Annotated in this window: 25 protein-coding genes and 1 pseudogene; 12 read left to right on the top strand and 14 right to left on the bottom strand. The window is 40.6% G+C overall.

The annotated features are described in order from the left end of the window. Positions 1 to 22 precede the first annotated feature (22 nt). The 3 genes from FTT70_RS05315 to hemW form a co-directional block, all read right to left on the bottom strand. The gene (locus tag FTT70_RS05315) at positions 23 to 1,111 is read right to left on the bottom strand and encodes an HpaII family restriction endonuclease (RefSeq protein WP_131260601.1); all 1,089 of its coding nucleotides are present in this window, start codon (positions 1,109 to 1,111) and stop codon (positions 23 to 25) included. Then, positions 1,095 to 2,204, bottom strand: coding sequence for a DNA cytosine methyltransferase (locus tag FTT70_RS05310; RefSeq protein ID WP_004974609.1), 1,110 nt, complete (start codon positions 2,202 to 2,204; stop codon positions 1,095 to 1,097). The genes FTT70_RS05315 and FTT70_RS05310 overlap by 17 nt, the downstream gene beginning before the upstream one ends. Positions 2,205 to 2,345: 141 nt before the next feature. After that, entirely contained in the window at positions 2,346 to 3,500 is a 1,155-nt protein-coding gene (gene hemW / locus FTT70_RS05305) for a radical SAM family heme chaperone HemW (RefSeq protein WP_180112695.1), read from the bottom strand. Positions 3,501 to 3,622: 122 nt separating this feature from the next. On the opposite strand from hemW, the gene FTT70_RS05300 reads away from it, so the two are divergent. The 3 genes from FTT70_RS05300 (at position 3,623) to FTT70_RS05290 (ending at position 6,931) form a co-directional block, all read left to right on the top strand. After that, positions 3,623 to 4,084, top strand: coding sequence for a DMT family transporter (locus FTT70_RS05300; protein ID WP_131260603.1), 462 nt, complete (start codon positions 3,623 to 3,625; stop codon positions 4,082 to 4,084). 38 nt (positions 4,085 to 4,122) lie between these two features. Next, positions 4,123 to 5,487: an MATE family efflux transporter gene (locus FTT70_RS05295; protein ID WP_373685737.1), complete on the top strand. Its 1,365-nt coding sequence runs from the start codon at positions 4,123 to 4,125 to the stop codon at positions 5,485 to 5,487. 145 nt (positions 5,488 to 5,632) lie between these two features. Further along, positions 5,633 to 6,931 carry an AarF/ABC1/UbiB kinase family protein gene (locus tag FTT70_RS05290; protein ID WP_004974602.1) on the top strand — a complete coding sequence of 433 codons (1,299 nt, stop codon included), beginning with the start codon at positions 5,633 to 5,635 and terminating at the stop codon, positions 6,929 to 6,931. Between the two features lie 158 nt (positions 6,932 to 7,089). Here the strand turns inward: FTT70_RS05290 and FTT70_RS05285 are convergent, their stop codons facing one another. After that, positions 7,090 to 7,410 carry a type II toxin-antitoxin system PemK/MazF family toxin gene (locus FTT70_RS05285; RefSeq protein WP_131260605.1) on the bottom strand — a complete coding sequence of 107 codons (321 nt, stop codon included), beginning with the start codon at positions 7,408 to 7,410 and terminating at the stop codon, positions 7,090 to 7,092. Beyond that, the gene (locus FTT70_RS05280) at positions 7,410 to 7,691 is read right to left on the bottom strand and encodes a type II toxin-antitoxin system RelB/DinJ family antitoxin (protein WP_004974600.1); all 282 of its coding nucleotides are present in this window, start codon (positions 7,689 to 7,691) and stop codon (positions 7,410 to 7,412) included. Before FTT70_RS05280 ends, FTT70_RS05285 begins: the two co-directional genes overlap by 1 nt. Before the next feature lie 277 nt (positions 7,692 to 7,968). On the opposite strand from FTT70_RS05280, the gene FTT70_RS05275 reads away from it, so the two are divergent. After that, positions 7,969 to 8,217: a type B 50S ribosomal protein L31 gene (locus FTT70_RS05275; protein WP_004974599.1), complete on the top strand. Its 249-nt coding sequence runs from the start codon at positions 7,969 to 7,971 to the stop codon at positions 8,215 to 8,217. 213 nt (positions 8,218 to 8,430) lie between these two features. Here the strand turns inward: FTT70_RS05275 and crcB are convergent, their stop codons facing one another. Continuing rightward, entirely contained in the window at positions 8,431 to 8,808 is a 378-nt protein-coding gene (gene crcB, locus FTT70_RS05270) for a fluoride efflux transporter CrcB (RefSeq protein ID WP_004974593.1), read from the bottom strand. Between the two features lie 234 nt (positions 8,809 to 9,042). Here crcB and FTT70_RS05265 point away from each other — a divergent pair, with 234 nt between their 5' ends. After that, positions 9,043 to 9,375, top strand: a complete 333-nt coding sequence (locus tag FTT70_RS05265) for a HopJ type III effector protein (protein ID WP_154320287.1) — start codon at positions 9,043 to 9,045, stop codon at positions 9,373 to 9,375. 166 nt (positions 9,376 to 9,541) lie between these two features. Here the strand turns inward: FTT70_RS05265 and FTT70_RS05260 are convergent, their stop codons facing one another. Further along, positions 9,542 to 10,108, bottom strand: a complete 567-nt coding sequence (locus tag FTT70_RS05260) for a hypothetical protein (RefSeq protein ID WP_131260609.1) — start codon at positions 10,106 to 10,108, stop codon at positions 9,542 to 9,544. A 171-nt stretch (positions 10,109 to 10,279) separates the two neighbouring features. Between FTT70_RS05260 and FTT70_RS05255 the strand changes: the two genes are divergently transcribed. Next, on the top strand, positions 10,280 to 10,918 hold the full coding sequence (locus FTT70_RS05255; protein WP_180062288.1) for a class I SAM-dependent methyltransferase: 639 nt from the start codon (positions 10,280 to 10,282) through the stop codon (positions 10,916 to 10,918). Here FTT70_RS05255 and FTT70_RS05250 read toward each other — a convergent pair. Together FTT70_RS05250 and FTT70_RS05245 are read right to left on the bottom strand one after the other, a co-directional pair. Then, a complete protein-coding gene (locus FTT70_RS05250; RefSeq protein ID WP_180062287.1) occupies positions 10,900 to 11,484 on the bottom strand; it encodes a hypothetical protein in 585 nt (194 codons plus the stop codon). The genes FTT70_RS05255 and FTT70_RS05250 overlap by 19 nt on opposite strands. 44 nt (positions 11,485 to 11,528) lie before the next feature. Continuing rightward, positions 11,529 to 12,002 carry a Holliday junction resolvase-like protein gene (locus FTT70_RS05245; RefSeq protein ID WP_180168379.1) on the bottom strand — a complete coding sequence of 158 codons (474 nt, stop codon included), beginning with the start codon at positions 12,000 to 12,002 and terminating at the stop codon, positions 11,529 to 11,531. A gap of 115 nt (positions 12,003 to 12,117) precedes the next feature. Here FTT70_RS05245 and FTT70_RS05240 point away from each other — a divergent pair, with 115 nt between their 5' ends. The 4 genes from FTT70_RS05240 to FTT70_RS05225 all read left to right on the top strand — a co-directional run bounded on the left by FTT70_RS05240 (position 12,118) and on the right by FTT70_RS05225 (position 15,350). Continuing rightward, positions 12,118 to 12,762 carry a ParA family protein gene (locus FTT70_RS05240; RefSeq protein ID WP_180168378.1) on the top strand — a complete coding sequence of 215 codons (645 nt, stop codon included), beginning with the start codon at positions 12,118 to 12,120 and terminating at the stop codon, positions 12,760 to 12,762. A gap of 108 nt (positions 12,763 to 12,870) precedes the next feature. Further along, positions 12,871 to 14,007: an AI-2E family transporter gene (locus tag FTT70_RS05235; RefSeq protein WP_004974553.1), complete on the top strand. Its 1,137-nt coding sequence runs from the start codon at positions 12,871 to 12,873 to the stop codon at positions 14,005 to 14,007. Between the two features lie 163 nt (positions 14,008 to 14,170). Then, positions 14,171 to 14,713, top strand: coding sequence for a superoxide dismutase family protein (sodC, locus tag FTT70_RS05230; RefSeq protein WP_179989059.1), 543 nt, complete (start codon positions 14,171 to 14,173; stop codon positions 14,711 to 14,713). 340 nt (positions 14,714 to 15,053) lie between these two features. Beyond that, positions 15,054 to 15,350 (top strand): DUF3817 domain-containing protein, encoded by a 297-nt coding sequence (locus tag FTT70_RS05225; RefSeq protein WP_004974548.1) that lies wholly within the window; start codon positions 15,054 to 15,056, stop codon positions 15,348 to 15,350. 123 nt (positions 15,351 to 15,473) lie between these two features. Here FTT70_RS05225 and FTT70_RS05220 read toward each other — a convergent pair whose 3' ends face one another. The 4 genes and pseudogenes from FTT70_RS05220 to FTT70_RS05205 form a co-directional block, all read right to left on the bottom strand. Beyond that, the gene (locus FTT70_RS05220) at positions 15,474 to 16,703 is read right to left on the bottom strand and encodes an MFS transporter (protein WP_167846350.1); all 1,230 of its coding nucleotides are present in this window, start codon (positions 16,701 to 16,703) and stop codon (positions 15,474 to 15,476) included. Positions 16,704 to 16,884: 181 nt separating this feature from the next. After that, positions 16,885 to 16,995, bottom strand: a pseudogene (locus FTT70_RS05215) (pirin family protein); the annotation flags it as partial. A 138-nt stretch (positions 16,996 to 17,133) separates the two neighbouring features. Beyond that, on the bottom strand, positions 17,134 to 17,505 hold the full coding sequence (locus FTT70_RS05210; protein ID WP_004974545.1) for a hypothetical protein: 372 nt from the start codon (positions 17,503 to 17,505) through the stop codon (positions 17,134 to 17,136). Between the two features lie 157 nt (positions 17,506 to 17,662). After that, positions 17,663 to 19,072 carry an FAD-binding oxidoreductase gene (locus FTT70_RS05205; protein WP_004974544.1) on the bottom strand — a complete coding sequence of 470 codons (1,410 nt, stop codon included), beginning with the start codon at positions 19,070 to 19,072 and terminating at the stop codon, positions 17,663 to 17,665. A 347-nt stretch (positions 19,073 to 19,419) separates the two neighbouring features. Here FTT70_RS05205 and serA point away from each other — a divergent pair, with 347 nt between their 5' ends. Then, entirely contained in the window at positions 19,420 to 20,652 is a 1,233-nt protein-coding gene (serA, locus tag FTT70_RS05200; RefSeq protein WP_004974541.1) for a phosphoglycerate dehydrogenase, read from the top strand. 159 nt (positions 20,653 to 20,811) lie between these two features. After that, positions 20,812 to 21,690: a DMT family transporter gene (locus FTT70_RS05195; RefSeq protein ID WP_180168377.1), complete on the top strand. Its 879-nt coding sequence runs from the start codon at positions 20,812 to 20,814 to the stop codon at positions 21,688 to 21,690. Here the strand turns inward: FTT70_RS05195 and FTT70_RS05190 are convergent. Then, complete coding sequence (locus FTT70_RS05190) at positions 21,687 to 22,145, bottom strand: hemerythrin domain-containing protein (protein ID WP_180168376.1); 459 nt, start codon at positions 22,143 to 22,145, stop codon at positions 21,687 to 21,689. The two genes, FTT70_RS05195 and FTT70_RS05190, sit on opposite strands and share 4 nt — an antisense overlap. Positions 22,146 to 22,340: the final 195 nt, after the last annotated feature.

Below are 22,340 nucleotides of genomic sequence, written 5' to 3'. Positions count from 1 at the left end.
AAGATAAAAGATATATTTTTAATCATTTAAAGCGAATTTGTAGATTTAAAGACAGATACAATTTATTGTCCTTTAGAAATAATTGACCAAAATCATGCTTGGTTTTACTTGCCATCTCAAACTTTGTATTATTGTATAAATACTCTTCAAATTCATGGCGATGATACAGATGATAGCAAATGATCTCGCCATCTTCTTTAATTACTAAATATCCACCTGTAGAATCAATTTCGTTACCTGTCCAAACTGTACCAGGCATCATTCCAATTGCTATTTCACACAATAATTTTTTAATTTTAAACTGATAAAAAGGATGCTGATGTTCAAAAGAATATTTCATTGGATTTTCATAAGAAATTTCATTAAAAATATCTTTAACTGAATTAAGAGTTGATGTGTAATATTTAAATATAGCTTCTGCCATAATTTTTGGTAGTAAACTATCCAACAAAATTAAATTATTCTCAAATACAGCATTATTTAAATGGGAAAATTTAATATCGGCTCCCAACATTTTTAAATGTGCTATACGAGATTTAATAATTGGTTGTGGCAATGCAAGCTGATTAAAATCTTCAATCTCTTTTTCGGTTAGGCAAATATTTTTTATTTCAAAAATAAAATTTGTTGTCTTTCCTGCATTTAACAATGTGGATGGTTTACCTAATTTTGACTTTATGCTAAATCCCAATTCAGGCATTGTTCCAATTTTTGCATCATAAATTACGATTCTAATATCACTTTTCGCACTAGATTTTGCTTTAATCTTATTTGATTGGTATCTGGATATAAAGTTTTCCACATCTGGAATAGTAAATGATGCCGTTTGCTTTTTCTGTAATTCTGCCAGCAAAAACTGAGTAATATCTCTGAGTTCCTGTAATGGTATCTGAAAAACATCTTCACCCCGCAAAATCTCTACTATACCCTCTGATTTATGCGGTACATAAGTGAATAAATGATGATGTTCTTGACGTAAAATTCTAATTACAGGATAAATTAAATTATTTATTTTATTTAAGTTTTCATCACCCGCACTTAACTCCCCATCACATAGTAATTTAAAAAGGGCATAGAGTTCACTCCATTCCCCCTTATTTGCTGTAATCATACTCACCAATCTTCAATGCTTTTAATATTTCTTTTGCAGTTGCCTGTATCGCTGGAATAGCAACAGAATTTCCAAATTGTTTATAGGCTGAGGCATCTGAAACCACGATTTTGAAATGATCTGGAAACCCCTGCAACCGTGCCCATTCTCTTGGCGTCATTTTCCGAATACCTTTCCGATTTACCTCTCCTTTAATTCTAGTAGTTGGAGTAAAGTCTGTAATTCTATGATCTATAACTAAATTACGCTCTCTCCCCATTCCACCTACAACTATGGCATTGGCAATTGCGTGATCTGGAATAATAGCGTAACCAAAACCATTTCCTTTATTTTCATGTCGAGCTTTATGCTTTTCCAAGGTATCTAAATACTGTGTAGATAAGTAATATTTAGTAGGTACAACCTGAGTTTCCTTTATATCGGCAAAACAGGTTTTTTTATTTAATGGTTGTGGATAAGAGAAATTTTGAATTCCAGTATCTTTATGGAAGCCTACAATAAAAATTCGCTCTCTATTTTGGGGAACACCAAAATCTTTAGCATTTATAATTTGAGGCTCAGCAACGTAGTAACCTAAATCATCTCTTAATGTTTTTAAAATAGTTTTAAGTGTATTTCCCTTATCATGACTAATTAAGCCTTTAACATTTTCTAAAAAGAAAGCTTTAGGTTGTTTCCGTTTTATAATATCCGCAACGTCAAAAAATAGCGTACCGCGTGTATCTTCAAATCCAGATCTTTTACCTGCAATTGAAAAAGCCTGACAAGGGAAGCCTCCACATAAAATATCGAAATGATCAGGTATCGCATTTTTAGTAGACTCTAAAGTGATATCACCATAAGGCGTTTCACCAAAATTGACGGAATATGTTTTTTGGGCATATAGGTCTATTTCTGATGAAAATACGCACTCGCCACCAAGATTTTGTAACGCTAGCCGAAATCCACCAATTCCTGCGAATAGGTCAATAAATTTAAATTTACTTGGGTATTCTGGATAAAAAGGGATTGATTCAAAGAGGGAAAGGTTTTCCTCTTTGTTTACCACTAATTCACCATGAGCCTTTAAAACTTTTGGACTAGTAGAGTTCATCTCAAACCTTCAAGGCGATACAATAACAAAGCCATTACAATAACAAAATTTACCTTAAATAGCATGCAGTGCAAGACACAAGCTGTCGCTCTAGCACAATATTCGATAAGCGTTAGGACAGATGCCTGAGCTGAACTCAAATCACAAAAATGCTTCCAACACCGAATTTAAAAATACATGCCCTTGCGCGGTACATGCCAATCGCTTCGGATCATCCTGCAACAATTGCCGCTGACGCAATGTATTTAAAATATCCTGCAAATCATCCAAGTTTAAACCTGTGCGGGCAGTATACAAGTTTGCCTCAACCCCATCATTCAGGCGCAGTGCATTCATCATAAATTCAAATGGCAACTCATCGGCTGCAATTGCTTTAAACTGCAAGTTTTCCGCAGGTACTTTGGCTAAGTAATCTTTCGGCAAACGGGTTTTTTGGAAGCGATACACACCATCATGCAAAGTCACTTTGCCATGCGCCCCCGCACCTATCGCCAAATAATCGCCAAACTGCCAATAATTTAAATTATGTGCAGACGGCAACTCTTTACGCCATGCAGACACTTCATAATTCACAAAACCTTGCGCAGTTAAATAGGCTTCACCCTGCGCTTGAATTTCTTCCAAGACATCATCTACAGGTAAAATTGGCTGAGTGCGGAAAAAAACAGTATTAGGCTCAATAGTCAATTGATACCATGAAATATGCGTTGCACCATGTTCCACTGCCAGTTTTAAATCCTGCAGTGCTTGCTGCAAAGTCTGTTCAGGCAAGCCATGCATTAAATCGACATTAATTCGCTGAAAGCCCGCTTCACGCGCCAAGTCAATTGCGGCAATCGCATCATCATTAGAATGAATACGCCCTAATTTTTTTAAATGCTCAGTATTAAAACTCTGCACGCCAATCGACAAACGGTTAATGCCTGCAGCCAAATAATCTGCAAAGGGATCATGCTCCACTGTTCCCGGATTAGCTTCCAACGTAATTTCGCAGTCATCTTCAAAAGCTAGCACGGCTTTCAGCTGTGTAAATAACCATTGATACCCCTGTGCTGAAATTAGCGAAGGTGTGCCACCGCCAATAAAAACACTGTGAATTTTCCGCCCCTGCGCAAACTGAGTCTGGGTTTTAAAATCTTCCAGCAAAGCCTGTAGATATTCCTGTTCTAAATCTAAACTCAACTTACCGTCAGGCACAGCATGTGAATTAAAATCACAATACGGACACTTACGCACGCACCACGGCATGTGAATATATAAAGATAAAGGAATATCAATGGGTTGAAGTGGATTCAAAGACAGACTCAATGCAAAATCAAAACAGTGATACAGATTTTAACATGACTACAGCAGGACACTGATGTATTCCCTAGAATTTACTTTAGACTAGAATCTGTTTAATAAGAAAAAATGTGAAAATGATGAAGATATCCAGCCAATTACTCTTAATTTTGCCACTGGCGATGGGCATCGGGATTGCAATGGCCTTTCAAACTGCAATCAACAGCCAATTGCGTGAATATTTATATTCTCCGTTACAAGCTGCCCTTTTCTCTTTTTTGGTTGGTACAATAGTTTTAGCCATACTGGTATTTTTTCAGCAAGTCGAAAAACCCAACCTCAGCACCTTGCTCAACATCCCATGGTATTTATGGATTGGCGGATGTCTAGGGGTTTATGCCATCAGCATGAGTATTTATAGTGCTCCAAAACTAAGTTTACTCACTTTATCTGGGGTGATTATTTTTGGACAAATGGTCACATCAATGCTGATTGATCATTTTGGGTTCTTGGGCACTGAAAAAGTCAGTATCAATTGGCAACGTCTTTTAGGTAGCGTGGTGATTTTTATTGGTGTGCTTCTCACTTTACAACGCTAATACCCAAACGCTAAGCACCTCATACATTGAGATTTTTTGTGTCAAATATACATTCTGTGACCACGACCCGTTTTGAATTAAAACAGCTTTTTCAACTGATGATTCCAATTTTGGTCACACAATTTGCGCAAGCAGGTTTAGGTCTGATTGATACCATTATGGCAGGTCACATGTCTGCCACCGACTTAGCTGCTATTGCCGTTGGGGTTGGTTTATGGATGCCCATTATGCTGCTGTTCAGTGGCATTATGATTGCTACCACACCCTTAGTCGCCGAGGCTAAAGGCGCGCGTACCCCAGAAAAAATTGCAACCATCGCCCGTCAGTCTTTATGGATTGCGTTTATTTTAGGTGTGATTGCAGGGCTGATTTTACAGCTCATGCCTGCACTATTGCCATTATTTGGTGTGCCTGAAAATTTACAGCCCAAAGCAGGCTTATTTTTACATGCCATTGGTTTTGGGATGCCTGCCGTGACCATGTATGCTGCCTTGCGCGGTTATTCGGAAGCACTGGGCTATCCACGCCCTGTGACTGTAATTAGTCTGTTGGCATTGGTTTTATTGGTTCCGCTGAACTTTATGTTTATGTATGGCTGGGGGCCTCTGCCTGAACTGGGTAGTGCGGGTTGCGGCTTTGCCACCGCCATTTTGCAATGGTTAATGTTCATAAGTTTGGCATTTTATATTTTTAAAAATCGCGCCTATCAAAGCACGCAGGTATTTAGCCAATGGGAAGCGATTGATGCGGTCTGGATTAAACGTATTTTGCTGTTAGGACTGCCCATTGGTTTAGCCATTTTCTTTGAGGTGAGTATTTTTAGTACTGCCGCCATTGTGATCAGTCCTTTGGGAGAAACCAAACTGGCAGCCCATCAAATTGCCATGTCAGTCACATCTCAGTTATTTATGATTCCCATGTCTTTGGCAATTGCCCTGACCATTCGTATTGGCACATATTATGGCGAACAAAATATTCACGCCATGCTTAAAGTACAAGGCTTAGGCTTTGCAACTGCAACTGTATTTGCCTTTTCTACAATGACGCTGATGTGGTTTTTCCGTCCTGAAATCATTTCAATTTACACCCGCGACCCGCAAGTGGCGCAAGTGACGATGTCTCTATTATTATTTGCGATTGCCTATCAACTCATGGATGCATGGCAAATTAGCGCAGCAGGTTGTTTGCGTGGCATGCAAGACACTCAGGGCCCAATGTGGATTACCATGCTTGCTTATTGGGTTGTGGCTTTCCCCATTGGCGTGTATTTAACTCGTTACAGCAGTATGGGCGCTGCAGGGGTTTGGGTCGGGCTGATTGTCGGTTTAAGCATTGCCTGTGTGTTACTTCTGACCCGTTTATATTTCAACAATCAACGACTGGAACGCCAATTTACAGCATAAACCTCAGCCTACTCACCTACATGCCAAAATACGTTTTGGCACGTGGGTCTTGTGATCAAAAAATACTTTAACAATTAAAAGTAGGCATTTTGCTCACGAACACTTATGATCAAAAGATAGTAAAGATGATCTTGAGGAACATCGCATGGCAAAAACGGCGCGTACACCTGGTCGTCGCTTTATGAAACTTGCGAGCATGACAGCAAGTATTGCAACCAAAACGGTATCGAACTCGATTAAAAACCTCACCGCAGATGAAGAACAAAAAAATGCGGCACGCAGCCAATTGTTTCAGGATATTGGTATCCAAATTGCTGATACCTTAGGCGAAATGAAAGGTGCGGTGATGAAAGTCGGGCAAATTGCCTCGCAATATAAAGATATTTTTCCGCCTGAAGTTGCCAAAGCCATCAGTAAATTACAGCGCCAAGCACCTGCCATGCCTTTTGCTGAAATTAAGGCACAAGTTGAAAAAGAACTCGGTAAACCGCTCGACAAAATTTTTAAACACTTTGATGAAACTCCGTTTGCAGCCGCATCTATTGGGCAAGTGCATAAAGCCATTTTACCCAATGGCGAGCAAGTGGTGGTCAAAGTGCAATATCCTGGGGTCGATGAAGCCTGCGAAAGTGACCTGAAACAAGTCCGTTTGGCACTGCGTTTAATGGGTGTACTTAAAATAGACCGTAAATTACAAGACCGTCTATTTCAGGAAATTCAGGAAAGTTTAGACAATGAGCTGAACTACCAGATTGAGGCACAAAACCTAGAAGTAGCGCGTACCTTTCACGCGGCTTTGGATGATAAAATTATTATCCCACAAGTGTTTAAAGACTATTCTTCGCGGCATATTCTCACCTTAAGTTTGGAACAAGGTGAAAATATAGAAACGGCAAGCACATGGTCACAGCGTACCCGCAACACTTTGGGACGACGTTTATTGCGTGCCATGGGTCAAGAAATCTTTTATTTAAAACGCTTTCATTGCGACCCGCATCCGGGCAACTTTGCGTTCCGCCAAGATGGTTCTGTGGTGATTTATGATTACGGCGGCGTCAAAACTCTATCGAATGATGTAGTGCATCATTTTCGACAACTGATTCATGCTGCGCGTGCGCAAGATATTGCCGAAATTGAACAGCATCTAGATGCACTGCAGGCAATTTCTGCATTGGGTAAATTCCCTGAAGATTTATATTTGCAATGGTTAGAAGTGCTGATGCGTCCGCTAACCACACATTATGATTTTGCTGAAAATTCTGCCCATCATGATGGCGTTGAGTTGGTCAAAAGTTCATTGAAATATTGGGATGTGTTTAAGCCTTCTCCCGATACCTTAATGGTGAATCGAACTGTTTCAGGGCATTATTGGAATTTAATTCATTTAAAAGTACATGATAATTTAAATGATATTTTTGAGGAGTTGGTTCCACCGCGAGCTTAGACTCAACTTTGGACTCAGCAAAGGATGCTGAAAATAAAGCCCAATCTGTTTTATGCTCCGTAACTAAAATTATAATCCAGACAAAAAATCCTCCCAAATGTAGGAGGATTTTTTGTTATCTAAACCGATTCATTCAAGTTGAAACGATGAAATTCAAATTATTGAATTTCAAGGTGTTTGATTAAGCATTCCAGATCATCGGCAGACAGTTGTCCAATATAAGTGAGTTGTGTTTTTTGGATAGGCAGCTGATATGTTTGTACTGTATCAATCCACGATGGCTTTTTTAAACCAGCCTGTTGCCAGTTTTTAATTTCCACATATTTGCTTTTAATAAAAGCAGACTTATTTTCGTACTGACTACTTAAACGGAATACAACATAGTCGGTGTCCGTTTGGCGAATATACAACACAGGTCTGGTCTTACCCTCGGCAATATCTGTAAAGCCAACATAAGCCCAATAGAGTTGTTGGGTCATTAGTAGCCGCCATCATCTTCTAAAAAAGCAGCAGCATCAGCAGCGCTAGACACTTTTACACTAGGAACATTATGGCTCATCGCGATTAATCTTGCTGTATTCAAATCCTCGTCACTCACCTGAGTCGTGACAGGTATTTTGCCAGTTCGTGCAATTTCAGCATAAACCATGCTCATTACAGTAGCAGGCGTCAGACCAACTTTTGTCATAATGTATTCTGCTGATTCCATAATTGCCTGATCAACCGTGTATTGAACCCGTTTTTTTACCAATGTTGTCATCATATGCTCCATTTACACCACTAAATGCCATTTTATGCCTTAAAATGGCACGGGTCAAACTTGTTCTTACGATGCCTTTTCACTTCAAATAGAAAAAATTATTTAATCTGTGCAGACACTATTCCCTCAATGAAAGCCCTTATACAACGGGTTTAGAAAAAGATTGGATAATTTTTATGTAAAACTCACTAGAAAGAATGCATGTGGGTTTTATTTGCCAAATCAAATGTTATGTTATAACATTTACTTAAATATACACTTAGTTTGGAGAAATCTCATGCGTCCGAATATCCACCCAGAATATCGTGAAGTTTTATTTCACGACACCAACGCCAATGCCTATTTTGTGATTGGCAGCACCTTACAAAGCAGCCAAAGTAAAGAATATGAAGGCAAAGTATATCCTTATGTGACTTTGGATATTTCAAGCGCATCGCATCCGTTCTACACAGGCGAACAACGTCAAACCAGCAATGAAGGACGTGTGGCAAGCTTCAACAAACGCTTTGCACGTTTCAAACGCTAAGCTTGAGTTTTATTGCAAAATCTCACAATCACTTCATATTCAGTTAAGTTTTCTGTTTTATATTTTAAACATAGCAAGATTGCTCATCGAAACGATGGGATATCCTCTATATTCAAAGCCCAAGCACTCTCCTCCAGCTTGGGCTTCTTTTTATTTATAATTTTTATCTAATGGATTTTTCTACTCAACGATTGATTTGGTACAGACCCTAATCTAATGTTTTAAAAACTGTTGAATCACATAAAAACCCAATCCCAGCAACATCACTCCCAAAACCACACTGGAAAGCGCATAACTAAACGCCATACCTTGCTGTCCATGTCTTAAGAGTTGCCAAGTTTCCAAACTAAAACTGGAAAAAGTGGTAAAGCCACCTAAAATACCTACCATCAGTAATAAGCGGGCTTCCTGCTGCAACACAGGATATTTCTGACTCAATGCAAAAAATACACCTGCCAAAAAGCAGCCAAACAGATTGACCGACCACGTTGCCCATGGAAAATGCTGTGCCGATTTAAATAAATACAGGCTTGCGGCATAACGTAAACTTGCCCCCAATGCACCACCAATTGCCACCAATAGCCAATTCATCTGTTCTACTGTCCTTTTTGCGGCTATGTCGTGTATTTCTCACAGCCATAATTTTTAGTCACATGTGATCTCTCTCTGTATTTCAAGATATTCTTGCCCGAAGCATCCATATCTTTGCTCAGATTTTACATCTTCCTAAATCACATAAGTTAAATACACGAAAAAGTTTTCCACTCAAAACCAAATTGCGCTAGTCTGCATATTATTTCAATTTAGGCACATGTGGAGGATGTCATGGCAAAAGAATTATTGGCTCAAGTTGAGGCAGGCAGTGCAACATTTGCCGATGTGATTGCATTCATTGAAGCACACTATAACCACACCCCAACCGCATTTAAAAATGGACAACAAAACAATGCGGCCACTGAAAATCAAGGCAGTGCCAAAATCTTTTCATTTGCGAAACTCAATGGCTTAAATCAGGCGCAAACCCTCAGCCTATTTGCGGAACATTATGCTTCGGTACTTGCGACACCTGAAGGAATTGATCATCAAAATATCCGCCAGTTTATGCAGCACGGTTGGGATGGTATTCAGTTTGAAACGCTAGCCCTTAGCGCCAAATAAAAACAACTTTAACCAAGCAAAAACCGCATGAAAGTTAAACCTAATCATGCGGTTTTTTATTAGGGATGTGTACGTTTCACGTGGAGCAATACTGAAGCTATTTACCGTGTATAAGATGCGGTTTCGGCAACTATCTACAATTCAAACTCTAAACTAAACATCACACTCAGCTTTTGACTTTTTCAATCCACTGAATTGAACTAACGCGAAATACTTCACAAGCACCATCCCCCGTATCGGTGGGTGTAAGAGAGGATGTCCAAACCAAGTCGTGATCTTTCACTTCAACCAACTCACCTTTTAAACGTACCAAATCACCTCGTTTTACTTTTTGAATGTCTTTGGCAATTTTTGGGTTGGCAGGAATGATGTGCATATTAGATACCATTTGCATGGCTTGTTCAGCAGGCACAGGTAAACGGTCTATTTTCCAGTTTAAATAGCGGTCATATTGATTGACTGTGATATGACGGGCAATTTCAGGCTCAGCAAACAAGCCCCAACTCACCGCATAATCAATCGGAGAAAATTTGGCTTGGGCATCATCTTGATAGATTTTTGAACCCAAAATCCGAAAATCACCTTTAAAGGGTTGCAACACTTCAATCGACTGACTTTTCAATACAGGAGGCAAGCCTTTGGCAATATTACGCTCGACCGCAGCATAGACGGAACATGGCAAAGCCAGAGTCAGTAACAATGCCGTGAGTTTTAGCGAAATATGCGTGTTCATCTTAAAATCTGCCTATTAAATTCATCTATCTATATTTATCTTAATCACAGATCATGAATACAATAGTTGAAATTGGTAACAAAATGCAGTCATTGGCTCATTCTGACATGGCAAAAACCCTGTAATTTCAGCTAAGCTTATCGGCATAAAAATCAATAATTAGATCTGCACATGCTCTATAAATTTTATCAAAAACATATTTTCCCGCACTTGCTGAATCAGGTCATGCAAACCCCTTCCTTAATGGATTTGCGACGTGAGCTTTTATTGGGCGTATCGGGTGAAGTTTTGGAAATTGGCTTTGGCACAGGTTTAAATTTACCTTTTTATCAAGGTGTAGATACTGTATATGCCTTAGAACCCAATACAGCAATTTTCCAATTGGCGCAGGAACGAATTGATGCAACACCGTTCGTGGTTGAGCAGATCACCGCAAGCGCAGAACAATTGCCTTTTACAAATGATCAATTGCAGCATGTGGTATCCACTTGGACGTTGTGCAGTATTCCAGACCTAGAACAAAGCCTGCGAGAAATTTATCGCGTCTTACAACCAGGCGGCACTTTGCACCTCGTAGAACACGTTTTAAATCGACACAACTTGAATATTCAGCGTTTACAGCATCTGCTCACGCCTATTCAAAAAAAAGTTGCAGATGGCTGTCACTTAAACCGTGACATTGAAATTGCCCTACTCGAAACTGGTTTTGAATTGGGAGAAGTTCAATATTTCGATGTTGCAGGCATTCCAAGGCTGGCACAGCGCATGTTATTGGCGCGAGTGCATAAACCTCAAGCAGCAATTTTCTGAATATGAGTGATACGCAGCAACACACATTGCGCTGCATAGGCTGAACCAACGCCAACCCAAAAGGCCTGCCCAGATTTCACAGAATGTACGTGAACAATATCGCCTTGTAGCTGTATACGCTGCCCCGCTTTTAGCCGACGAATTTGATTTGCGATTTGCGCATTGGCGGCAATCACACTTAAATGTTGAACCTGCTGTTGTATTACTGCCTGTTCTGCTGCACTCAGCTGTCCTTCAACCTTGAAGCAACGTCTAGGTTGGTCAAACGTCAGTTTTGCAGACATATTTGGCAAACTTTTTTGAGTCACCAATACATCAATATTACTCACATAAGCCAAGTCATTAAAATGCCCCACATAAGGGCTGGCTTGGTGTAGAACCTGCCGCTGTGGTTTAACAAAACGCTTATTGAGCACGGTCACTTCTGTCTGAAACGCTGCGACTGAACTTAGTTTGAAATTCTTTAAAACCCCAGATTCTTGTAAATGTGGAATGGCACGAAAAAACTCGGCCCAACTCCATAACAGCACACAAAATAAAGCCAAGGCAATGGAAAGTTGTTTCATGTTACGCTGTCCTGTATTTGACTCATGCTTCACCTTGATCAAGCTTAATCAGCATCTTGAAAATCAATCCGAATGGTTTCAAAACGCAGTCTGCCCTGCTGAATGGCCTGCGCAATTGCTTGCTGACCTTTGGTCAAACGTGCGCCACCACTCTTAATATCAATCAGGACAATTGCAATATCTTCGGCACGCCCATTGCCATCCCGATAATCGGTATAACCATCAAACACGATATAATCAACAGGATCACCTAAAAATTTGGCATCGCTCGGTAAATACTGAAATTCGGGCATAATCGGTGCTAATTGCTCTGCCATTTTGCCTTTCAACACCGCACGACTGGTATTTACACTGCGCTTTTGTGCCTGCAATAACGCCTGCTGATGTGCCAATTCAATTTCTGCAATATATTGTTCATACTCGGCTTTAATCCGTCCATTGCGGCTATTGCTTAAAATTAAGGTGGTCAGCACCACGCCTATACAGGCACCTATCAGCATCGCCATCCAGATTGACATAAAACCTTCCTAAACCTTTTTTGCAGAACTCGATACGACTTTTGTCAACTGTCATATTCCGAGCACAAAACAATGATATGCTAGGGATGAGCAGATTAAAATCGATTCGAGGGTCATGAAAACTATATTAATTGCCAACCAAAAAGGTGGCTGTGGAAAAACCATTACGGCTATTAGTTTAGCATCTGCGCTTGCACAAAAAGGCTATAAAGTTGCTTTGGCGGATGCCGACAATCAAAAATCTGCGCTGCAATGGTTAAAACAACGACCAGAAACAGCCGCTCCAATTCAAAGTTTAGATTGGCGTCATGAAAAGTCGATTGGCGATGCACCCAAAAACATTGAATATTTAATTATTGATGCACCTGGCGCATTATCGGGCGAACATGCCGAGCAATTGATTAGTGAAGCGCATACGATTATTACTCCGCTGCAACCTTCTTTTTTCGATATTGACTCAACCCGCCGCTTCTTAAAACACTTACAAGACATTAAGCGGATTCGTAAAGGTAAAGTCCAAATTTTGCTGCTGGCCAATCGGGTCAAACCCAACTCTGCCAGCTCTAAAGATATTCAGGATTTTTTCCAGAAAATCGAGCAACAGCCTGTGGCATGGATTTCAGAACGTGCAGCCTATGGACAATTGGCAATGCAAGGTTTAAGTATTTTTGATAAAACCCAAAAAACTTATCTGCAAATGCAAGATCAATGGCAGCCTGTACTGAATGCCATTGTAGATGACCCTGCTCAATGGTTTTAAAGCCTAGAATCGCCACCGTTTAGAACTTATTCACCAGAACTTACCAAGCTCTCGTTTTCGGGAGCTTTTTTTTCAGTTAATATGGCACATGACCTTAGGAATGTTTCAGTGAATTCAGTGCAACAGTACGCGCCAACATTACAAAAAATTTTATTGTTTGGACTGTTTTTTGTCCTGATCTTTTTGGGTTTTCACATACTCAAATATTTTATTGTTCCAGTTGTTTGGGCAGCGATCATTGCCTATATGAGTTGGCCCCTGTATCAGTCGGTGCTACGTCTGTGCGGTCATCGTCCTACGCTCAGTGCAGCCTTAATGATGCTGATGGTCACTTTAGTGGTCGGTATTCCACTCACCTTTGCCATTTTTATCCTGCAACATGAAGGTCGCAACTTATATTACGAATTACAAAAACAGGTGTTTTCTGGACACTTAAATGTCCCTGATTTCATTCGCAATTTACCTATTATTGGTAAAGAAGTCACCCGCACCCTTAAAGAAATTAATCACGATCCGAACAGCATTGTGCAATCCATTTCCTTATGGATTCAAGGGCATTTAAATTACGGCAAAGTGGTGATTAATGAAGTCAGCAAAAACCTAATCAAACTTGGTTTTGCCCTGCTATCGTTATTCTTTTTCTACCGCGATGGTCACACCATTTTGCATCAAGTCAGCAAAGCTTTGGAAATGGTGATTGGGCCACGTATTCATCACTATTTAGATACTATTTCTGAAACCACACGTGCTGTGGTCTATGGCGTTGGACTCACCGCAATTGCGCAAGCCTTACTCGCAGGCGTGAGCTATTTTGTCGCTGGGGTACCTAATCCGATGGTACTGACCATTGTGACTTTCTTATTTGCCTTAATTCCGTTTGGCCCACCGTTAGCTTATGGTTCGGTGTCGCTGTGGTTATTTAGCCAAGGGCATACCATGGAAGCCATTGGTGTGATGGCGTGGGGCGTGTGTGTGGTCAGCACTGCTGATAACGTGATTCGTCCTTTGGTGATTTCGGGTGCCACTCAAATTCCATTCCTGTTGATCATGTTTGGAGTTTTAGGTGGAATTGCCAGTTTTGGTCTGATTGGTCTATTTATTGGCCCTGTGATTTTGGCAGTCTTACTCGCTATTTGGCGTGAGTGGTTGCATGAAAACAACAATGAAGGATTAATGATGCCCAAAGCTACCCTTGCGCATGATCTCCCTGAAGACGATTCATCATCCAATTCAAAGCTTGATTAAGCTGTTTTACTGATCATATTGCTCACATGGCTGTGTTGATCTGAATAAATCAGCTCAACACAGTACATACATACTACTACGCAAACGTTGTATTGTAACGGAGCTAACTTTGCTTCAATCAAGACATCCCTAAATATTATGCACAACAAATAGGATGTCTTTTATGCGCTCAATACTCAAATTTGCCAGTCTTGCTGCTTTTAGCAGCCTAGTACTTATGGGTTGCAGCACCACCGCGACCACACAACAAAAATCTAAAATCTTAAAAATGCATGCTGTTTCAGCACAAGGGATTGGCAAGGAATTAGGTACGGTTGAACTGCGTGACAGTGCAGCAGGCTTAGTCATTCACCCCCAACTCCAACAACTCCCTGCAGGCGAACGAGGTTTTCATATCCATGAAAAAGGTTCATGTGCAGTAGCAGAAAAAGATGGAAAAATGGTTGCTGCTTTGGCAGCGGGCGGACATTTTAATCCCAAAAATATCCCGAATCATGGTACACCGCTGACAGGACATTTAGGGGACTTACCGGCTTTAAGTGTTGCAAACGACGGAACAGCCAAAGTGACTGTGATTGCACCCCGTTTAACATTGGCACAAGTTGAAGGGTTGGCCTTGATGATTCATGCAGGCGGTGATAACTATGCTGACCATCCAAAACCATTGGGCGGCGGCGGTGAGCGAATTGCCTGTGGGATTATTTAAGCGAGCATGATGCATTTTCAATAAAACATTTATTACCAATTGTGGATAAGTTAAGGGTTATACACATGCCTTTCGACTTATCCGCAAAAAGTAAAATTTATCTTTTTTAGGATTATTCTCAAACGACACTCAATGCAGCTCTTCTTGCTTTATATCGGTCGTATTTCATAACCACACTTACTCGTTTTTGAATAACTTGCTACTAACTTGCACAAAATTAGCTCAATTTTGCAGCCATCGTATCTAGTTCATCAATGTGCAGAGCTCCCAACAGCTCGTCTTTGCTATTGTCACTATTTGCGCTACACTGCTGTTTTATCGACATGAAAAAGATTTGGGCATGAACATTAAAACATTACGTTGGGTTGGGTTCCTAGAAGGTATTTCATTCTTATTGTTGTTATTTATTGCTATGCCCATGAAATATATGTTCGATAACCCAATTTTAGTGAAATATGTAGGTATGGGACACGGCGTATTGTTTATCGCATTTTTAGTGGTGCTTTTTGTGGTTTGTGAAAAACAAAAATGGTCTCTTAAAATGTTTATTTTGGGCTTAATTGCTTCAATTTTACCTTTTGGCCCATTTGTTTTTGATGCTAAATTGAAAAAGATGGAACAACCAGTACAAGCTTAATCTGCAAGTCCTTTTCAGCTTTCATCATATTACACATTTTCTGAAATTTAATTTATAAATCAAATGTTTGCAAGGTGATGCCACATCACCTTGTTTTATGATGCAGCTGAAAAATTTAAACCCTTAAAACTGCCCTGCAGCAACTCGCTCCTGCATCACCTGTTTAAGCATCATGCGTGGCAAACTAAACCAAAGCGTTATCAACACCAAACAAGCCAAACTATACGCCCAAATATCAAACCGCATATATAAAACACGTACGAGTTCAATCACAATAAAAAAGCACAGCATCAATAGCATTGAAACACTAGCAGCAACAGTACCTTTAGACACTTCCGATGACATTAAGGCGAAACGGTATAAGACTGAGAAGCTCATTCCCTCACCAAAACTGATCAAGCTCATACCAATCACCAAACACCAAACAAAATAACTTTGCCAAATTGCCCCCAATACGATCAGCACACTACCCAACAACATTAAAGGTAAACCAATCAAGACTGTTTTTCCTAAAGGTAAACGGTCAATGACTTTCATCAGTACCAGATTGCCTAAAATCAAACCACCCAAAACAGGAAACTGCGCCAAACCGTATTGCAGACTACTAAAGCCTAACTCTTCCACCAACATCACAGGAGATAACGCAATCCACAACATTAAAGGCATGCTCAATAAGGGCAGCGCCAATGTCAAACCTAAGAATCTGGTATTTTGAAAAACTTGTTTAAAATCATCCCATACATCTCGAAATGGAGGTTTGGGAATACGCTGCTGATTTTCAGGCATTTTGGCTTTCAGTCCAAACCAACTCAAAAATGCCAACAGTGCTATGCCGATAAAACCCCAATGCCAAGAAACATGCTCAATCATAAATGCACCTAAGACTGGGCCGAGCAAGGGAGCAAGTAAAGAGACGTTAGCCATGAGCGCCATGACTTTAATTGCATCACGTTCTGCAAAGTTTTCCTGAATAGCCGCATAACCGACTGCACTAATGACTGACAAACCAAAACCTTGAAAAAAACGAAGAACAAGGAAGCTTTCAATGTTCTGAGTCAATAAAATCAATAAACAGGTTAGGGTAAAAAATGCCACGCCGCCCAATAATACTTTTTTGCGTCCCAAACGGTCAGAGAGTGGCCCCAATAACCACGCCACACAAGCACCCCCCAGCAAATAAAATGACATGGACGAAGCTGCCCATGCACTACTGACACCAAAATCTTGTGTGACGGCCAACATCGCGGGTTGAACCAAGTCATTGCCAATATAAACCGCGAACTCAAACAAGACCAAAGCCAAGGGAAACATGAGTGTGGCACGTTGAATGGTATTTTTTTGCTGCTGTGGCATGAGTTATAAAGGACAAAACGATGCAAGTCAGCCGCGTTTAGCCCATAAAAATAGAAAATTGAGCTGCAGTTTAACAGAGTTGAATGGAAAATTTATGGCGCATTTTTTAAGTCCGTTAAATAAATTGCGGCACTTGATGTGACATCAGACCAAGTTAGGCATCACCTCCTTCAGCGGGTTAAGGCGATACAGTATTGCCCAATTCATAATGTGAAAATACCGAAAGCACAGGATAAAAATCACCCACGGCAAAACGGCTATCATTGCGGTGTAGAAATGCTAGAGTTTTGATGGACATGCTGCGCTCACACGTTTTTGAATCGAATGAAGTCATCCTAAATAAAAGCTGTGGATAACACGAGTATTATCCACAGACGCTTTGTTGCATTTTTAGAACATCAGGCAAGATTTACCTAAGCCCTACAGCAATTTAAGGACATTTTTTGCTTTGGAAAGTCTTGGTATTTTTACCACGTGCGCATAAGTAAGCGGTTTGCACATCACCCTGCTGCCATTGTCCATTAATATTTTTAAAGTGATAAATACTACGAATTGAACGTACCGAATCATCCATTAAGCCTGTTTCGGTAATTTTTACTTCTGCCGCAGTTGGTGCTTCGACACGGTTAAAGTATTGACGAATTTCAACGGTAGCCAATTCTTTACGCAAATCTGGACGTTGTTTGAGTACCTGCGCCAAAGGTGTTTCTGCAGGCGTAACTTGTGAAATAATATTCTGTGTAGTCGCACAGCCTGACAATAACGCAACACCCAATGCGGAAACCGTGATTAAACGCAACATAACTCCTCCAAAATGTTGATTATTATTTATGCTTCTATGATGCCTTGTTCGAGCAGAAACGCTAGAACAGAAATGTAAAATTAAAACAGCGGCATAAAAAAACGCATCACGAGGATGCGTTTTTCAATTCACTTAAATAAATGAAAGGCGAAAGGAATTACAAATCAAATAATTTGCCTGGGTTCATAATGCCTTGAGGGTCAAAAACCTTTTTCAACGCTTTCATATATTCAATTTCTTCAGCTGAACGTGAATATTCCAAATATGGTTTTTTGGTCATGCCTACACCGTGTTCTGCAGAAATAGAACCATCATATTTCTTCACAGTATCAAATACATACTTATTTACCACCTGACATTTGGCAAAGAATTCGTCTTTGCTTAAATCGGCAGGTTTTAGAATGTTCAGGTGCAAGTTACCATCACCAATATGACCGAACCAGCAAATTTCAAAGTCAGGATAGTTTTCTGCCACAATTGCATCAATTTCCTGAATAAATGCAGGAACATGAGTAATCAATACTGAAATATCGTTTTTATATGGAATAAACGGTGCAATCGACTCAGAAATGTCTTCACGCAAACGCCATAAACTTTCAACTTGGTCTAGGCTTTGGCTCAATACGCCATCCATCACCCAGCCTTGTTCCATACAGTGTTCAAAAATTTCCATCGCCTTGTCCATAATTGGCTCAAATGGCGCTTCAAATTCAAGTAACACGTAGAATGGACATTGGGTTTCAAATGGACGTTGCACATGACCATGATCCAAGACTTTTTGCATCGCCAATTCACCAAAGAATTCAAATGCAGTCAGATCAATTTTAGCTTGGAAAGCATGTAATACAGGCATCACCGAATTAAAATCAGGTACGCCCAACACCATCACTTGCAAATCTTGCGGTTGGCGTTCTAGCTTAATTTCAGCTTCGGTCACTAAGCCAAGTGTGCCTTCACCGCCAATAAATAAATGTTGCAGCGCATAACCTGTTGCGTTTTTGATCATGCCTTTGTTCAGACGCAGGATATCTCCTTTGCCTGTTACCACAGTCAGACCCAACACCCAGTTACGGGTCATGCCGTATTTAATGACTTTAATACCGCCCGCATTGGTACCAATATTACCGCCAATTTGTGAAGAACCTGAAGATGCAAAATCGACTGGATAATACATGCCTTGTTCTTCGGCATAGTTTTGTAGTTGCTCAGTCACCACACCCGCTTGCACACGTACCATACGGTCTGCAGGGAAAAATTCCAAGATTTGGTTCATCTTGTCCATGCTGACGACAATTTCACCATTGGCTGCCACTGCACCTGCAGATAAACCTGTGCGTCCGCCCGATGGAGTAATGGCCACATTAAACTGATTCGCCAGTTTTACAATGGCTTGTACTTGCTCTGTGCTTGATGGAAAAACGATGACCGATGGGTTCGGATCAAAATGCTTTGTATGGTCACGACCCCAGTTTTGGAGGCTATCAGCATCCGTTTTAATACGGTTTTCACCGACTATTGCCGTTAATTGGGTCAATAACTCAGGGGTTAAAGCGACTGGAGCATTCATCGTTTGCAGACCTAGCAAGAATTAAACAGGAAGAAAAGCGACTGTCTGCACATCTTGATCTATTTGAAGATGAAGATACTGCAGACTAAATATGTGCATCAAAGCAACAGCGTGGGTTGGCTTTCATGTGCGCCGCTTATTATAAGCGATTTTTTTGAAAAACCTGTGAATATTGGCAATTCCGATAATATAACGTGGTAAGAACAGGGCAATTTTGGGCAATATTTCTGAAAGAGATTATATCTGACAAAAAATACCTGCACTCTTGGTCATAAAGGAAATGTATATCGACCCATCTCCTATGTTATCATACCGCCACTAAATTTGGCCTTTGTAGCGGAGCCGTAATGAGCCAACATCTTTCACTACCTAAAGATAAAATTCGTTTCTTGTTGTTAGAAGGCGTACACCAGAACGCAATCGACGTGTTAAATGCAGCGGGTTATACCAACATCGATTATCGTAAAACAGCGCTTGAGGGCGATGCGTTAAAAGAAGCGATTAAAGATGCGCATTTCATTGGAATTCGTTCACGTACACAGCTAACTGAAGAAGTTTTTGAAGCTGCGAACAAACTAATTGCGGTAGGTTGTTTCTGTATTGGTACAAACCAAGTGAACTTAACTGCAGCAATGGAACGTGGTATTCCAGTTTTCAATGCCCCTTATTCAAACACCCGTTCGGTTGCAGAATTGGTATTGGCTGAAGCAATTTTATTGCTACGTCGCGTACCTGAAAAATCAACCGATACACATGCAGGTGGCTGGAACAAGTCTGCAGTCGGTTCATTTGAAACACGTGGTAAAACTTTAGGTATCGTGGGTTACGGTTCAATCGGTTCTCAACTTTCAGTATTGGCTGAAAGCTTGGGTATGCACGTCATTTATTATGATGCTGTAACCAAGTTACCTTTAGGTAATGCACGTCAAGTTGGCTCTATGGGCGAATTATTGGCAAATGCTGACGTGGTTTCTTTACACGTTCCAGATGTACCATCTACCCGCAATTTCATGGCAAAAGAACAATTTGCACAAATGAAAGAAGGCGCAATTTTCATTAACGCGGCACGTGGTACTTGTGTGGTGATTGAAGATTTGGCAGATGCTATCAAGTCTGGTCATATTGCAGGTGCTGCAGTTGACGTATTCCCGAAAGAACCAAAAGCCAATGGTGAAGAATTTGTTTCTCCACTACGCAACCTACCAAACGTGATTTTAACACCGCACGTGGGTGGTTCTACTATGGAAGCGCAAGCGAACATTGGTTTAGAAGTGGCAGAGAAATTTGTTGCATATTCAGATAAAGGTATGACTTTGTCTGCAGTGAACTTCCCTGAAATTGCATTGCCATTAACTGAAGGCAAGCACCGTTTATTACACATTCACCAAAATATTCCAGGTGTATTGTCTAAAATCAACAACTTGTTTGCTGAACATGGCATCAACATCTCTGGTCAATCACTTATGACCAAAGGTGATGTCGGTTATTTAGTAATGGACGTTGATGCAACGGCATCTAAAGAAGCGCTTGATACCTTGCATGAAGTTGAAGGCACAATTCGCGTACGTGTATTGTTCTAATACCACCAGCGCATGCTACAAAAAACCACAGTCTGCGTACTGTGGTTTTTTATGTCTGCTGCATCTACACAGCATCGTGCTGCAACCCGCTAGTATTTTAAACTTGGTATAATCTCCCCCGTATTCCTATTCTGACGCTTTAGAGTATTTTCCTGCCTCATGCCAAACGCCCAACTCACTGCGGTGTTGTTCATGGTTCTGTCCATGATCTCCTATCAAATCAGTGCCTCATTTGCCAAACAACTCTTTCAGGTACTCGACCCGCTTAGCGTGACAATTTTACGGCTGTGCTTTGCCAGCGTGATTGTGGCAATCATGTTTCGCTCATGGCAAATTCTTTCGCGGCTGTCGTATTTAAAATGGCGTGATTTATTGTGTTATAGCGCAGCCTTGGGCTGCATGAATATTTTGTTTTATCTGTCTTTGGGCAAATTACCACAAGGCATTGCAGTGGGTTTGGAATTTGTCGGGCCTTTGGGTTTAGCGTTATTGTCCATTCAAAACCGTAAAGATTATGTCTGGGTATTGTTGGCGATTTTAGGCATTATTCTTATGGTGCCTTGGGGACAAGCGCAGGGAGATCATTTTAGTCTGTTTGGTGCAGCATGTGCCTTAGGTGCAGGATTGTGCTGGGCTTTTTATATTTATTTTGGGCAAAAAGTGGTGCAACAAAATATTGGCATGCACGCGCTGACCATCGCCATCAGTATTTCGGCTTTGGCTTTGATTCCATTCGGACTGTATAACAATGCCCCCGCACTGTTTGAAACCCAGTATTGGGGCAAGGCGCTTGCCATTGCAGTGCTTGCCACGGCCATTCCTTATGCGCTGGATTTACAGGCCTTAAAACAACTCAGCAAAATGAGTTATGGCACACTTTCCAGTTTATCGCCTGCTTTGGCTGCACTGACAGGCTTGGTATTGTTGGGTGAGAAAATTACTTCACTGCAATGGCTCGCGTTATGCTGCATTATGTTAGCTTCGGTGGGCGTTACTTTTAGAGCAGTAAAAAAATCCAAACAGCCGCAGAATGTTTAAACCAAACTGTTTTTAGACATCTGTTGGTATTTTTCATACTCTGCCAAATATTGCTTGGCTAGACTTTGTTTTTGCTGTTCAGACAAAATTTTGCCTGCCTGCTGAAAAAAGCCATGTTCTTCTTCTTTTAAATGATGATGCACTTTATCTGACAGTTGCTTTGCAATTGCCAACCAACCTGTGTTGCTCATTTCAGTTTCGGTTAATTGTTCGAGTAATTCATCCATTTGATGATGCTCTGCCAAAGCATGGCGAGTGATATTTAAACCCGCATCAGTCATCATTAAGGGAATATAAAAATAGCGATCTTCTGCCACTGCATGCGCAAATAATTCATTTTTAAGTTGTTCAAATATCGCTCTACGTTCAGGGCTATCACCTGAAGTTTGCGTCAGTTGGCGGGCTAAATTTCGTTGAATGTCGTGACTTTGGCGTAAAGCTTCAAAAATATTCATGTGCAGCCCTCTATTTTTAACCCATGCGCGGCGAACAGATTGATAAAAATCTACTCGCACATCCACATCGGTTTTGGAGTCAGTTTTGATTTCGTTTTTTAATCCTCTAGCTACTGTATAGAGGATCAATCCGAATTCCTGCAACTATTTGTATAGAAAGCTTTAATTCACTTACCCACTTTATTCAAGTTATGT

The sequence above is a fragment of the Acinetobacter sp. YH01003 genome (assembly GCF_013420525.1).
In the GTDB taxonomy this organism is placed as follows: Bacteria; Pseudomonadota; Gammaproteobacteria; order Pseudomonadales; family Moraxellaceae; genus Acinetobacter; species Acinetobacter towneri.
The sequence above is the reverse complement of the archived record's forward strand: the minus strand, read 5'-3'. Positions and strand labels throughout refer to the sequence as shown.